General features: G+C 49.4%; 8 protein-coding genes and 1 pseudogene. 1 reads left to right on the plus strand and 8 read right to left on the minus strand.

Annotated features, from left to right (window positions below; genetic code table 11):
- Both GJ688_RS17530 and GJ688_RS17535 read right to left on the minus strand, forming a co-directional pair.
- Positions 1 to 1,829, minus strand: a pseudogene (locus tag GJ688_RS17530) (hypothetical protein); the annotation flags it as partial.
- Between the two features lie 939 nt (positions 1,830 to 2,768).
- Positions 2,769 to 3,575: a slipin family protein gene (locus GJ688_RS17535; protein WP_155477820.1), complete on the minus strand. Its 807-nt coding sequence runs from the start codon at positions 3,573 to 3,575 to the stop codon at positions 2,769 to 2,771.
- A gap of 216 nt (positions 3,576 to 3,791) precedes the next feature.
- On the opposite strand from GJ688_RS17535, the gene ppx reads away from it, so the two are divergent.
- On the plus strand, positions 3,792 to 5,309 hold the full coding sequence (gene ppx, locus GJ688_RS21430) for an exopolyphosphatase (RefSeq protein ID WP_155477821.1): 1,518 nt from the start codon (positions 3,792 to 3,794) through the stop codon (positions 5,307 to 5,309).
- Between the two features lie 109 nt (positions 5,310 to 5,418).
- On the opposite strand, the gene GJ688_RS17545 is transcribed toward ppx, so the two are convergent.
- From GJ688_RS17545 to GJ688_RS17570, 6 genes are all read right to left on the minus strand, one after another.
- Positions 5,419 to 7,599, minus strand: coding sequence for an RNA degradosome polyphosphate kinase (locus GJ688_RS17545; protein ID WP_155477822.1), 2,181 nt, complete (start codon positions 7,597 to 7,599; stop codon positions 5,419 to 5,421).
- Positions 7,600 to 8,190: 591 nt separating this feature from the next.
- The gene (locus tag GJ688_RS17550) at positions 8,191 to 9,000 is read right to left on the minus strand and encodes a CoA-transferase subunit beta (protein ID WP_155477823.1); all 810 of its coding nucleotides are present in this window, start codon (positions 8,998 to 9,000) and stop codon (positions 8,191 to 8,193) included.
- The gene (locus tag GJ688_RS17555) at positions 8,997 to 9,980 is read right to left on the minus strand and encodes a CoA transferase subunit A (RefSeq protein WP_155477824.1); all 984 of its coding nucleotides are present in this window, start codon (positions 9,978 to 9,980) and stop codon (positions 8,997 to 8,999) included. Before GJ688_RS17555 ends, GJ688_RS17550 begins: the two co-directional genes overlap by 4 nt.
- Before the next feature lie 23 nt (positions 9,981 to 10,003).
- Positions 10,004 to 11,146, minus strand: a complete 1,143-nt coding sequence (locus GJ688_RS17560; RefSeq protein ID WP_155477825.1) for an acyl-CoA dehydrogenase — start codon at positions 11,144 to 11,146, stop codon at positions 10,004 to 10,006.
- A 125-nt stretch (positions 11,147 to 11,271) separates the two neighbouring features.
- Positions 11,272 to 11,889, minus strand: coding sequence for a nitroreductase family protein (locus GJ688_RS17565; protein ID WP_155477826.1), 618 nt, complete (start codon positions 11,887 to 11,889; stop codon positions 11,272 to 11,274).
- Between the two features lie 24 nt (positions 11,890 to 11,913).
- The gene (locus GJ688_RS17570) at positions 11,914 to 13,995 is read right to left on the minus strand and encodes a heterodisulfide reductase-related iron-sulfur binding cluster (RefSeq protein ID WP_155477827.1); all 2,082 of its coding nucleotides are present in this window, start codon (positions 13,993 to 13,995) and stop codon (positions 11,914 to 11,916) included.
- Positions 13,996 to 14,097: the final 102 nt, after the last annotated feature.

The raw sequence follows: 14,097 nt of genomic DNA on the forward strand, positions 1-14,097 counted from the left end.
ATGTGCCACTGTTGATCATCGCTCAGCGTAACGCCTCCTGTTATCCCTTCGCCTGGCACACTAGAATAAAAGTTTCCGATTAAGTTAGTTCTGTCGATGCCTGTGGTCGATGTGGTCTCAATATCCACCTTCACGGCTGACGCCTGCAGGTTGGGTGTGCCGTCTTCCGCCACTACGTAAATGTGATAGTTCGTCGCAGGTTCTAAGTTGGTGATGTTGATCGTCGCCGTCGTATCCGCTGTCAGGTTCACAGAACCCTTTTTCCCGGTGCCCGGATCGCCTCCGCTTGCGTTCTTGCCAGCCTTCACCTGCGCCGCCGTCGGCGCTGCGACCCCGTCTTCTACCACTACGTAGTAGGCCTTGCCGAGTTCGTCGGTCTGGAGCAGCACCTCCGCGCTATTTTGGGTGACCGTTCTCGCCTGCGGATAGCCGTCTGCCCACGTGGGGGGAGTGTTGTCGGTCTTGGCTATCGCTGAGACCTCATTGGACTCAGTACTTAGAGCGTTCCCATCACCAACACCCTTTACAACAAAATAGTATGTAGTTCCACCTACAAGCCCTTTTATAGTCTTGCTTTTCGCTTCATAACCCCAAGCAATTACAGAATTCTCTTCGTTGTACGAGCCCGACTCAGTACTCCAATATATACGATAAGCTCCAGCCCGTTTTGATTTATCCCAGTTAACTGTTACTGTTCCAGGCCCTCCATCTGCGCTGATAGCATGAGGCACGTTTGCTGTAGTTAAAAGCGATGGATATTGCCCCTCCGATTTTGACCATGTATCGGCTGAACCCCAATCCGAGGAGTTTAAAGCACTTTTTAGATCGCTAACCTGCTTAGGTTCAGCTCCTATATCTGATGGTAAGTTATTATCATACATCCCTATGCCATGTCCACATGTGCCGTCTAAATAATAATTTGACGAGAGGTTGTTAGATAAGGCATTTCCGGAAATGCCCCCTGCTCTACTCCTATTGTGATCTTCTTCTAATACATTACCCGTTAAGGAAACATTGCCTATAGAATAACAATTTATTAAGGAAGCATTTGTCCTACCTACAATACCCCCAACTGCAGCAGCGTCTTTAGAACTACTAGATATATTGCCTGAGTTCCAACAATCTTGTAAGTTCCACCCACAGTCTGCAGCAATTCCCCCTGCCGTAACAAGTACGCCGGTAGAATTCCCAGCAGAAACATTTGCAGCATTATAGCATGATATAATATTCGCCATGCTATTACCTACAAGGCCTCCTACCAACGAATCGTCCCCACCCACGATGGTTCCACTAACATAGCAATTTTCCAAGGTGCCCTCAGCATTTGCTGCAATTGCGCCTATATGGAGATTAGATTCAGCTATATTAATATTAACATTCGAAAATTTAATATTTCTTACTGTACCTTGTTTATCATCCGAGGCATAATGAAGATTCGCAAAAAAGCCGACAGACAGATAGCCGTCACACGAAGTTACTGTATCAGTAATCTTCATGTTTGATATTGTATGCCAACATCCATCATATGTTCCTGAAAAACCAACCGATTTCTTATCGAGCGGCTCAAAGTTATCTACCCCACTTAGGTCAATATCGGCTGTCTGGACGAAATATTTGTCATTTAACGACTTCGAAATATAGTTTTCCCGTATCCATTCAAGATCTTGATGGCTGGCAATCAAATATGGATCGTTTGCTGTTCCGCTACCGGTTGGTTGGTCAGCCGCATACGTTTTCACGACCATAAAATCTAGAAACGGTATAATACTACACAGCATAATCGTAATTACGAAGACAACTATTGCTTTACTCCGAACACTCTTATACATTTTACCCCTCCTCTTTAATAAAACGAAAACCGTAGATCATTCGAGAAGAAACAGTGCACCTACTGAAAAAATCGATTGCTCCCCTATTCCCCATTATCTTCGGAAAAGGCGACAACAAACGTACTTTCCAGTATTACCACTGCCGCACGGTTGGTACGACATCCATGCAAAACCAAATTTTTCTTTTGAATTCCATTGTTCCTGGTTTCGTGCATTTTAAGGTCTCTACCACGTGTTTACTAGTCAAAGATTCGGGTTTTGTCTATGGATAAGTGAATAGATGCGGAATCCCCATTTTAAAAACAAGTGTGCAACCGGGTTGAATGATCACATCCTTTTTTAGGTTGCCTCTATCTCAATAGATAAAAGTGATTGCTTTTACGGGCATTTCACTCGGTGACTTTGATGAAAGTCAGTCGCTCATCGCTTGCTTGTACTCATCGCAAGATGAAGTCCAATATTCCTGCTCCTCTTAGTAAAATTATTTTATTCACTATCATGTAATAAGCAGGTACCTTAATTGCTTACAAGGTTAACATTGATGAATTCGAACCAAAACACTAATCCAAATCCCCTATTGTAAATAAATGTTATTTATTGTTTTAGTTGCATCGTTAGTCAAGCCGTTTCCTGTAAAATTTATCTTGCAATAACTATACAATGGAATAATTAGCCTTGTCAAAACATTTAATAATAATTTAACAAATTACAATTGCTAAAGGTTACTCCATCCTAAGCGTGTCTGCATATGACCTAATCGGTTCATGTAAATTCTCCTCAGTGAGGGGCAAATACGCACAAAATACGGACAGACATGTCCCTTCCGGGATAGTCCGTCCGTTTTAACAACTAATAGGCCATAAGCCACTTTATTTGGCATTGCACGGAAATTTATACTGCCTTGTAAACGTCAATAAGTCCTAGGATCTACATAGGGAATCATGGTTCTGGACACGACTCGCTCTGTCCACTCTTTTCCGGCCTATGACTGATTGTTCCATTCCCCTGAAAATATGAAAGAATCTCAATCGGCAGCGGAAACAAAATCGTACTATTCTTCTCCACCGCAATCTCCGTCAACGTTTGCAAGATTCTCAACAGAGCTCCCGTGGGATTTTGACTGATCACCGACGCCGCCTCCAAAAGCTTCTCGGATGCCTGATACTCCCCTTCCGCAGAGATGACCTTCGCCCGCCGTTCCCGCTCGGCCTCGGCCTGTTTCGCCATAGCCCGCTTCATCCCTTCAGGCAGATCGACCGCTTTAATCTCTACACCGGTCACCTTAATCCCCCAAGGGTCCGTCGCCTTGTCCAACTGTTCCTTCAGCACGAGATTCAATTTATCCCGGGCGGTGAGCATTTCATCGAGATCATGCGAGCCGAGCACTGACCGGAGAAGAGTCTGCGCGTACAACGTCGTCGCTTGCCGGTAGTTCTCCACGTTAAGGATCGCCAGTTGAGGATCAAAGACCTGAAAATAAACGACCGCATCGATCGAAACAGGAACGTTATCTTTTGTGATGATATCCTGGCGGGGCACATCAATAGTCGTCGTCCGCATATCTACGAAAAGGGTCCGGTCAATTCCAAAAGGAAGGACCACATTCAGTCCCGGTTGCAAGATCCCGGTGAATCGGCCTAACCGCAACAGGAGGGCTCGTTCGTATTGACCGACGATTCGGATACCGGAAATGATCGACGTTAGAATCAACGGAATCAGAAGAACAAGCAAAATAATCGTAATCATGGTCTTTCACCTTTCCCATCTTGATAAACTTTAGGGTATTTTTTCTTGCTTCCTTTTCTACACTAGGCAAAAAATGTTCTCACAGGGGATACGTTAGCGAATGAGTGCAGTGAAATTATCCCCTCCTTTCCTAAACCGATGCAGGATACAAGCGATTTATGTGTAATAATTTCTGTATAGCCCGAAAAGACTTACGTAAATGAAGGAAGAAGTACTGTGGAAAAAGTCGCGATCATCGATTTAGGCTCCAACTCTGTTCGCTTGATGCTGGTCGGCATTTCTTCAGATGGTTCATACAAGCTCATTGACGAGGCCAAAGAAGGCGTTCGGCTTAGCGAAAACATGGGCCCCGAGTTGACGCTCAAACCGGCAGCCATCGTACGGACCATTGAAGCGTTACGGCTGTTTCAGCACCTCTATCGTGCCCACGGCATCACTCAGATCATTGCCGTGGCCACTGCCGCCGTTCGGTTGGCCAGCAACCAAAGAGAATTCTTACAGCAGGTGAAGGACGCCACAGGCCTTGAGTTTCGTGTGCTCTCGGGACAAGAAGAAGCCCAGGCCGCATACATGGGCGTCGTGAATACAATAGACGCCTCCGACGGGTTGATCATCGACATCGGCGGCGGTTCCACGGAACTTATCCAGCTCAAAGATCGACGTGTGGTTGCGGCCACCAGCCTTCCCTTTGGTTCCGTCACCCTGACGGAATCCTTCTTAGATAAGGTCAAGCCGACGGAAGAGCAAGTGAAAACATTGGAAGGCTTTCTTCGGGAGCACTTTTCTTCTGTAGAATGGCTTCGGGATATGAATAATCCCACCATCTTCGGACTGGGTGGTACAATCCGTAACCTGTCCAAAATTGACCGCAAACGAAAAAAATACAGTCTCGATATTACCCACAACTACCGGATGTCCGGCAAAGACGTTCTCGATATCTATCGCCTAGTCCGCACAGCAAATCTTGAGCAGCGAAAGAAAATCCCAGGGCTCTCTAAAGATCGGGCCGACATCATCATCGCCGGCTTGGCTGTGGTAAGCGGGCTAGTCAACTATACCCAGAGCCAGGAACTTGCCGTCAGTGGTTCCGGTCTTCGAGACGGTTTGTTCTATCAGTATCTGCTCCGCAATCGAGAGGTTCCCTTCATCGACAACCTGACCCAGCACAGTGTAGAAAACCTCATGCGTTACTACAATCTTGAACTGGATCACCCCCGCCATGTAGCCAAGCTGACCTTGTCTATGTTCGACCAGCTCCAGTCGCTTCATGAATTAGGCCCGGCGGAGAGGAAAATTCTAGAGGTTGCCTCTTTGCTGCATGATGTAGGCATACTTGTCAACTTCTACGACCATCATAAGCACAGTTTCTACCTCATCACCAATTCCCGTATCAACGGCTTGACTCACCGAGAGATTCTCGTGGCCGCCTATGTAGCCATGTCCCACTCGAAACCCCTGCAAGCGAACATCTTGCCCCATCGGGACATTCTCAATGAGGACGATGGGAAGACGATCAAAATACTTGGCGTCATCCTACGCATCGCTGAAGCCTTGGAACGCAGCGAAGCCGGCGTGATCCAAGATATACGTTGCCACCAATATGTGGATAACGTTCACCTGGTTGCTCTTGCCCGCCATTCGGCCGAACTGGAGATCTGCGACGCTTTCAAAGGAGCGGCAGATTTTAAAAAAGTCTTTGGGAGAAATCTCTTTATTTCCGCCCAAAACCTGTAGCACGCGATTTTTTCTAATGAAGGCTTTAAAACCTTCCCAACTAAATGAAGAATAAAAAGGGGGATGACCCATAGCCATTTGGGTCATCCCCCTTTTTTGTCGCCTTTGTCTAATGCAGGATATCCTTAACCGTCCCCTGTTGCCCCTGTGCGGCCGGTAGGCGTGCACGGCGATTGCGGCGCCGTGATTGCCGGATGAAATAGCTCTGGCTCTGCACAGATTCTTCGCCGTTACGCTCTACCCGCACATAGGTGCCATCGGGCTGTAAGCGGCGGGCTTTGCTATTGTCTTTGATCATCGTATCGAGAATGTGTTTGACTCGCTGGGCTAATTCCGACGACTTCACCGGGAAGATCAGTTCCACCCGGCGATCGAGGTTTCGGCCCATCCAGTCGGCGCTGGACAGATAGAGCTCTTCCTTACCGCCATTTTGAAAATAAAAGGCGCGGTGATGCTCTAAGAATCGCCCCACAATGCTGATCACCCGGATGTTCTCGCTCACACCGGGAATCCCCGGGCGAAGGCAGCACATGCCCCGGACGATGAGATCGATCTGCACGCCGGCACAGGAGGCGCTGTACAGCTTTTGAATGATCGACGCATCCGTTAAGGAATTCATCTTGGCGATGATATGTCCCGGCTTATCGGGTGTGCTCAAGGCGATTTCCCGCTCAAACAGGTCGTACAGTTTTTTTCGCAGTCCTAAGGGGGCTGCTTCCAATTCCCGCCACTTGGCCGGAACAGCATATCCAGTCACTTCATTAAAGAAGTCCGTCGCGTCCGCACCGATGTTCTCGTCACAAGTCAGCAGCCCAAAGTCCGTATAGAAACGGGCTGTCGTGTCGTTGTAATTCCCCGTTCCTAAGTGCACGTATCGGCGAATATGGCCTGCTTCCTGCCGAACGACCAGCGTGATCTTCGCATGGGTCTTTAAGCCTACGAGTCCATAGATGACATGGCAGCCCGCTTTTTCCAACATTTTCGCCCAGGCAATATTCTTCTCTTCGTCAAATCGCGCTTTCAGTTCCACCAGCACGGTCACCTGTTTTCCGTTTCGAGCCGCCTCCGCCAAGGCACTGATGATCGGCGAATCACCGCTGACTCGGTACAAGGTCTGCTTTATGGCCAGCACTTGCCGATCCCTGGCTGCCTGCATGACGAATTTGACGACCGGTTCAAAAGACTCATAGGGATGATGGAGTAGAATATCTTTTTTGGTGATAGCCGCAAAAATATCCTTTTCTCCAATCAGATCTACCGGCTCCTGGGGAACCATTTTTTCGTGGCGCAGCCCATCATAGCCGGGTAGATCAGCAATGCGAAAGAAAGCCGTCAAATCCAAGGGGCCTGGAATGTAGTAGATATCCTCGTCATCTAATTCCAGGTCCGCTTTTAAATAGTCTTTCATCGCATCACTCACACCAGCTTCCACTTCCAGCCGAACTTCCGCACCCCACTTGCGTTTTTGCAGTTCCTTTTCGATGGCCTCCAGTAAATCCTCGGCCCCCTCTTCATCGACAGTCAAGTCGGCGTTTCGGGTAATCCGGAAGATGGACGAATCGAGAATCTGATTGCCCCGAAAAAGGTCCTCCAAGTGGGATTGAATCACATCTTCTAAAAATACAAAGGCTTTCCCCTCGGCGTAAGGGATTTCGATAAACCGCGGAAGGACCGAAGGGACTTGCACGACGGCAAAAAGATTCGGTTTGCAGGTCAAATGGGTTTTGGATTCGACAAAGACAGCGATATTCAAGCTCTTATTCGCCAGGAGGGGAAAGGGACGGCTTTGGTCGACGGCCATAGGGGTTAACACAGGATAGACGGTATGTTCAAAATAATTTTCCACAAAGGCCCTTTGCAGGCCTGTTAAGTCTTTATAGCGCAATACATGGATGCCTTTGGCCTCAAGTTCCGGCAGGATCTGTTCTTGCAGGTGGCGATACTGATCACTCACCAACCGGTGAGCCCTCTCTGCTATTTTTTTTAGCTGTTCCTCTGGAGACAACCCGGCAGCGTCTTTTTTCCGAAGCTCTGCCACTACCTGGTCCTGCAGACCGGCGACACGGACCATAAAAAACTCATCCAAGTTGGAACTGACGATAGCCAGAAATTTCAAACGTTCCAGGAGCGGGTTCGTCGGATCCGTCGCTTCCTCCAAGACCCGATGGTTGAACTCGAGCCAACTCAACTCCCGGTTGATATAATACTCTGAACGGATAAAAGACTTCCGTTCCACTATGGTCTCAGGTGGATTGCCGGTGATCGGCAATAGGTTACATCGTTGATTCATCACACAACGCTCCAAAGTCAAAGTTTGGCCGTCCGGACGGTCTCCCGCTAGTGCTTGTTATCATATATAATACCGAAAATTCGCTTTTTTTGGTACCCCCCTGTAGCGACTCCTCGGTATATACTGGAAATAAGCGACTCCTTTTTTTGTGCTTGTATATATCTTGAGTACGTCCTTCTTCCCTGATTATAGACTTCTCCGGTCAAAAATCCGTGTTTTTAACCGAATCTTGGAAAAAGCTTAACAATCTTAATAATTAAAAGGAACTGGAAATCCCCAACTAAATGTGGATAAGCCCTATCTATCACCCTGTGGATAATGGGGATAAATCCGTGAATAACTCTAACACTGGTCTTTTTGAGGTCAAGCATGTGGATAAGATCAGGGATAAGCCGCAACAATCATATTCACTCGAATCAAATCAATCCTAAGAGAATGAACGGAAGAAGCCCAAGACGAATCACTTATCGCCTCGGGCTTCTTTCCTTTGTCCGTTCTTATGATTTTCGGGATCTTTTATTTTCTATGTTCAATTGATTGGCAATGCTTCAACTGAAAGTTTCGTTAGAATCTTTTTTCGCTCCATACTCATTAACTTAAAAATATCCCTTCCGGATCGATTTGTTGATAAAGAATCTCCAACTCCTGGCGCGTGGGCGGTTCCGTAGTTCCTCGGCAGCGGGAAACATTCAAATCGAAATCAACGTTGTTCTTTACATCGTCTACGGTAAAACCGGGATGGACCGTGTCGAGATACATGACACCTTCTTCGTCAAAACGAAAGACAGCCATGTTCGTGATCACCGCCGTAGGGCCTCCCCGGAACATATCGCCATAGACTTCTTTTTTGTGAACCATTTCCCCGAAGGGCCATTTGGGTATCCGCCATCCCGGTGAGGTGATGTAATCCACTCGTTCCTTAAACCGGCGTTTTTCCTGAACCATGATGAAAACAGTCCGACGGGCCAAGGCGTTGATATCAGGGTTTCCACCGCTTCCGGTCAGCCGAATCTTCGGTTGAGGCATATAGCCGCCAATGGCCGTCGTGTTTACATTGCCGTACTTATCGATTTCCGCTCCGCCTAAAAAGGCGAGATCCACTTCCCCGCGCTGCAACTGGTTGAATACGTCAAAAAGACCCGATGAAACCGAGGCTTGGTAGGCGCAGCGGGCATCGCCGACAGAGGTGGGCAGATGGATAGGCCGGCCATCGATCGTTCCGGCTTCGTAAATGCAAACGGCCTTTGGGGCTATCGTGTTTTGGGCAAGCATGATGGCCAGCATGGGCAAACCGGTGCCGGCGAAGACGACGTCGCCGTTGTTCACTTCCCGAGCGGCGGCTACGGCTAGTAGATCAATCGTCTTATACTCGTTCGGTTGACAGTACTGCTTTTCCATCATCGCTTACCCCTTACCACTTTGGTTGAATATTTCAGTCCGGGGTTGGCCCGTAGCGTCTCCAATCGGTCGATCCCAAGCTTCTCTAAATAGCCCACATGGTCTTTCACGCCGAAGATCCATTCTTCCGCCCAGGCATCAAAGCCTTCCTGGGTGCGAGTCCGGCTGTAAAAATCACGGATAAAATTACCGTCCACTTCGTAGTTTCCATAAACCCCTGTCGGGTGGGCTCCCCAGGGCAGTTCGACGATGTAGTCCACCATATAGGGCGGAATCAGGTTCCGCTCTGGTTCTTGCCGGAGCATCGCCTCAGGAACGACCGATTCAGCCAGCACGATAACTTTATCGGCAGCCTTGAAAGCTTCTTCATCAGAATATTTTTGTCCCATCACCCGAATCGTGCCTTCCTCGCCGACATACTGCACGTGGGCGATACACCAGTCCGGCCGGGCTGCAGGGATATGGATCAATTCTGTGGGACCATAAAAATCAGACTGGGCCATCCGGTATTTTTGACGTGGAATTTTCGCGTGGGAACCGTCTCGCAGTCCCGCCTTACCGAGAACGTCATATTCCGGATTTAAGATATCGGTCCCCATCGACGCATAGGTGGGCATATAGGGAAGACCCATCGCTCCGGCAGCCAGGCGGCAAACCATATGTACATGACTGTAATCCTCGACGAGCAGTTCGCCGGCTTGGGCTTTGCGGGAAACGTTGCCGGCCAGTTTCCCATAGAGTTCGTGCCCGGCCCAGCAGGATTCCCAGATTTTTATCGCACCGGCTCCCGCGAGGATATCTGTGTGGGTACCGCCGTTGACCTCGACAAGATGGAGGTCTTTTCTTCTCTGGCGCACCAGTTCATAGATGAAGGCCATGGGACGTCGCCAGATAGTGAACCCGGAAAAGGTCAGCATATCGCCGTCTTGGATCATTCCGACGGCTTCCGTTAAAGATATGATCTTGGGATTTTTCTTCTGCATCTTCATCCACCTTACGCCGAGTATTACCGCAATAAGTGCCGGGCGATGACGAGTCGTTGGATTTGGTTGGTCCCTTCATAGATCTGAGTGATCTTCGCGTCCCGCATATAGCGCTCGACAGGATACTCTTTCGAATAGCCGTAGCCTCCGAGCAATTGGACGCAATCCGTCGTCACTCGCATGGCTGTATCGGTGGCATACCGCTTCGCCATCGACGCTTCCTTTCCGTGGGGCTGGCCCTCTGTTTTTAAGGATGCCGCCCGATACACAAGCAGCTTGGCCGCATCGATCTCGGTGGCCATATCGGCGACCATCCATTGAATCCCCTGGTTCGCAGCGATGGACTTGCCAAACTGCTGCCGCTCTTTTATGTACCCTGCAGCATACTCAAAAGCCCCTTCCGCAATGCCAAGACCTTGGGCACCGATAGCGATACGTCCGCCATCGAGCAACTGCATCGCCACTTTAAACCCTTGGCCCACTTCACCGAGGACGTTTTCTTTAGGTACGACGACATGATCAAAAAAGAGTTCACAGGTGTGTGACGCGTTCAAGCCCATCTTTTCAACCGGTTTGGAAATGGTCAATCCAGGGGTATCCCGTTCGACGATGAGACAGGTGACTCCCTGGGCTCCTTTCGAACCGGCCTCGGAGCGGACAAAGGTGATGAAAACATCCGCTTGTGACGCATTGGTGATCCAGATCTTGCTGCCGTTGAGGACGAAATGATCGCCTTTGTCGACGGCGGACAGTTGCAGGCTTGCCGCATCGGAGCCGGCATTTGGCTCTGTCAGGGCGTAGGCACCGAGCTTTTCTCCAGCAGCAAGAGGAGCCAGATATTTTTGTTTTTGTTCTTCTGTACCGAAGTGCAAGATGCTCATGCAACCTAAGCCTGTATGGACGGAGACGATGACCGCCGTAGAGGCACAGACCTTGGCCAGTTCTTCGATCAATAAGATATAGGTGAAATAGTCGCCGCCCGAACCGCCATATTCTTCGGGAATGGAAACGCCCATCAAGCCGAGTTCAGCCAGCTTTTTCAGGGTTTCACTCGGAAAAAGGTGCTCACTGTCGCTTTTTCCCGCGATAGGGGCAATTTCCTTTTGACAGAACTTCCGTACCATGTCCACAAACATGACTTGTTCTTCGTTCAGTTGGAAATTCATGTTTTTCCTCCTATGTATAATTATGTAGACTATTATAACTAATATTCTGAATTTTATCAATACACTGTTTTTTCAGACGAGTAAAAAACAAGGCAACCTCCAATACTGAAGGTTGCCTTGATCATTTAAAAACCGATCCAATCGACACGACCCGGCTTACGCGGCGGCGACGGCGGGGACTGGTCGGGATAGCCCAAGGTGATCACTCCGACGAGTTCCTTGTTGGTTACCCCTAAAAGCTCACTGATCTCCTCAGCCACATGCAAAGGTCCTGTCATCCAACAGGTGCCCAAACCGGCTTCATGGGCCGAGAGCAGGATGTTTTGGATGGCAGCAGCGACACTTTGCTGGTTCGTGGTCCGGTCGACGTTGAAGATGCGTAGCTCTTCTGGAGTTAATCCTGGCGGCGGGTCTTTGTATTCGCCAGGGCCGAAGCAGAAGATGAGAATCGGTGCTTTTCCTAGGTCATGGAAAAACTCCAAGGTGAACTTGATCACTTTCGGCTTTTCAGCAAAAATCCGCTCGAGCTTCGGTAAGATCGATTGACCTGAACGGGAGATCACCGAAAGCAATTCTTCCCGCTTTTCGCCACGGACGACGACAAAGTGCCACGGTTGAACGTTCATGTTCGACGGTGCCCAGAGCCCGTCTTCCAAGATTTTTTCAAGGATTTCCTTCGGCGGTTCTTCCGGCTTATACTTGCGGATACTCCGTCGATCGCGAATGGCCGATTGCAGCTCCATACAAGGCCTCCTTAAAAAATTCGTTTAACTGGCTTGTGCGTCGCTCTCTTTCGCCGTCTCCGGAATTAATTCGGAGACGATCTCTGCCAGATCGAGCACAGGGATCTTGTCGGCGAGTTCTTTCGCTTTGACGCCGTCGGTCAGCATCGTCAAGCAGAAGGGACAGTTGGCAGCGATTCCTTCGGCCCCGGTAGACAGTGCCTGTTCAGTCCGGTTCAGGTTGATGCGGCTACCCAGGGTCTCTTCCATCCACATGCGGCCACCGCCGGCACCGCAACAGAAACTATGTTCATGGTTTCGCTCCATCTCGACGACCTGCACACCAGCCTGTTTCAAGACGTCCCGCGGCGCTTCAAAGACACGGTTATACCGTCCCAGGTAACAGGAATCATGGTACGTATAGGACTTCCCTTTTTGACCGTTTAGGCGGAGTTTGGCCGATTGTAAGAGTTGGGCGATCAATTCCGTATGATGGATTACTTCGAAGTTTCCACCCATCTGCGGATAATCGTTTTTAAGGGTGTTCAAACAGTGGGGACAAGCGGTGATGATCTTCTTGACGCCGTAGTTATTCATCGTTTCGATGTTTTCCATGGCGAGCATCTGGTAAAGGTACTCGTTGCCGATACGTCGGGCAGAATCGCCGCAGCACTTTTCTTCGGCCCCTAAGATGGCGAAAGTCACACCAGCCGATTGGAGGATTTTTACAAGTGCACGAGATACTTTTTTGTTGCGCTCGTCGAAGGAACCGGCACAACCCACCCAATAGAGGTATTCCACTTCGGCGGGGTCATCCAGTTCGCCCATCTGAGGAACATCCAGATCGCCCAGCCAGTCGGCACGTTTGGCCCAACCGATACCCCAGGGGTTGCCGTTGTTTTCCATATTCCGAAAGGTTGTCTGTACTTCCGCTGGGAAGTCGCTTTCCATCAAGACAAGATTTCGACGCAATTCCACCGTTTTGGGGATATGTTCTACATAGGCAGGACAGACTTCCTGGCAGGCCCGGCAGGTGGTACAGGACCAGATGGTGTCTTGTTCAATCACATCACCGATCAAGAACCGGGTAACGGCTTCCTCGACGGACGGAGCTGTCGTTTCTTCCCCTTGACCTTCCCCAGATAGTTCGGCCTTCGCCTTTGCGATCAGCTCCGGCGCCTTCTGATTCAAGGCCTCTTTTAGGTCCTGGGTCATTTTCTTCGGTGAAAGCGGTTTACCCGTCAGGTAAGCCGGGCAGTTATCTTGACAACGGCCGCAGCGGGTACAGGCATCCAAGTCCATCAATTGTTTATTCGTGAACTCTTCAATTTTGCTGATGCCGAAGGTTTCCGCATCTTCCGCTTCCAGATCGACCAGCGGCAATGCCTTGGCGCTGCTTTCATCAGCGTAGTATTGGTTGATCGGGGTGGTAAAGATATGCATGAGTTTCGATTGCGGAATGTATCCGATGAAGGCCATTGTCGCCAGCATATGGGTTACCCAGAGGCCGAGATGGGCTGAGCGGAGTGAGTTTTCGGAACTGCCCCGGAACAATTCAGCTACAATGTTGCCCACCGGCGAATAATCAGCCCAAATATCGTTGGTCGCGGCGACACGAATTCCTTCGACGAGGAAACCGGTGACGATAATCCCGAGCAGGAGCAGGAGGACGATGGCGTCATCTGGTCGATTGTCGAGACGATCCGGTTTTTGCACGTACCGACGATACAGGGCCATCAATAGACCCGTCATGGCGGCGAGACCACCGATATCGGCGATCAAGGAAAAAAACAGATATAAGTTGCCTGTAAATACTTCAATCTTCAGTTGTTCTTGGACGGCGATGATGACTGTCGTCAGGAACATCACCGTAAAGCCCCAAAAGATGGCCGCATGTTTGATCCCCGGATAAAGATCTTTCAGCACTCGCCGCTGGAGGAAGGTTTCCCGAATACACCGGCCAAGATCTCCCGCAGGATTTGTTTTTTGTCCCACCATCCAATGCTGGTACCGTTGATGGAGCCCATAGGCCAAATTGGCAACGGCAAACAGCAACAGTGTATACATAAGAATCTTTAACGACGGCGGGATGTTCCAATAAATCTCCCGACTTGCAGTATTGAGCATCTTGACCCCTTCCTGTCTGTCCATTTTCTTTTACTCTGTCATTTTTCTTCTACAAGGAAGAAAGAAGGCTTGTAGAGCCTTCCTTCTTCGAGTACGTCGAAT

Origin of the sequence: Heliobacterium mobile, assembly GCF_009720735.1 — a bacterium.
In the GTDB taxonomy this organism is placed as follows: domain Bacteria; phylum Bacillota; class Desulfitobacteriia; order Heliobacteriales; family Heliobacteriaceae; genus Heliobacterium; species Heliobacterium mobile.

Bases quoted from the DNA above. Each gene is read 5' to 3' on its own strand.
- GJ688_RS17535 (WP_155477820.1), bottom strand. From the start codon at position 3,575: ATGATTACGATTATTTTGCTTGTTCTTCTGATTCCGTTGATTCTAACG.
- GJ688_RS17545 (WP_155477822.1), bottom strand. From the start codon at position 7,599: ATGAATCAACGATGTAACCTATTGCCGATCACCGGCAATCCACCTGAG.
- GJ688_RS17550 (WP_155477823.1), bottom strand. From the start codon at position 9,000: ATGATGGAAAAGCAGTACTGTCAACCGAACGAGTATAAGACGATTGAT.
- GJ688_RS17555 (WP_155477824.1), bottom strand. From the start codon at position 9,980: ATGCAGAAGAAAAATCCCAAGATCATATCTTTAACGGAAGCCGTCGGA.
- GJ688_RS17560 (WP_155477825.1), bottom strand. From the start codon at position 11,146: ATGAATTTCCAACTGAACGAAGAACAAGTCATGTTTGTGGACATGGTA.
- GJ688_RS17565 (WP_155477826.1), bottom strand. From the start codon at position 11,889: ATGGAGCTGCAATCGGCCATTCGCGATCGACGGAGTATCCGCAAGTAT.
- GJ688_RS17570 (WP_155477827.1), bottom strand. From the start codon at position 13,995: ATGCTCAATACTGCAAGTCGGGAGATTTATTGGAACATCCCGCCGTCG.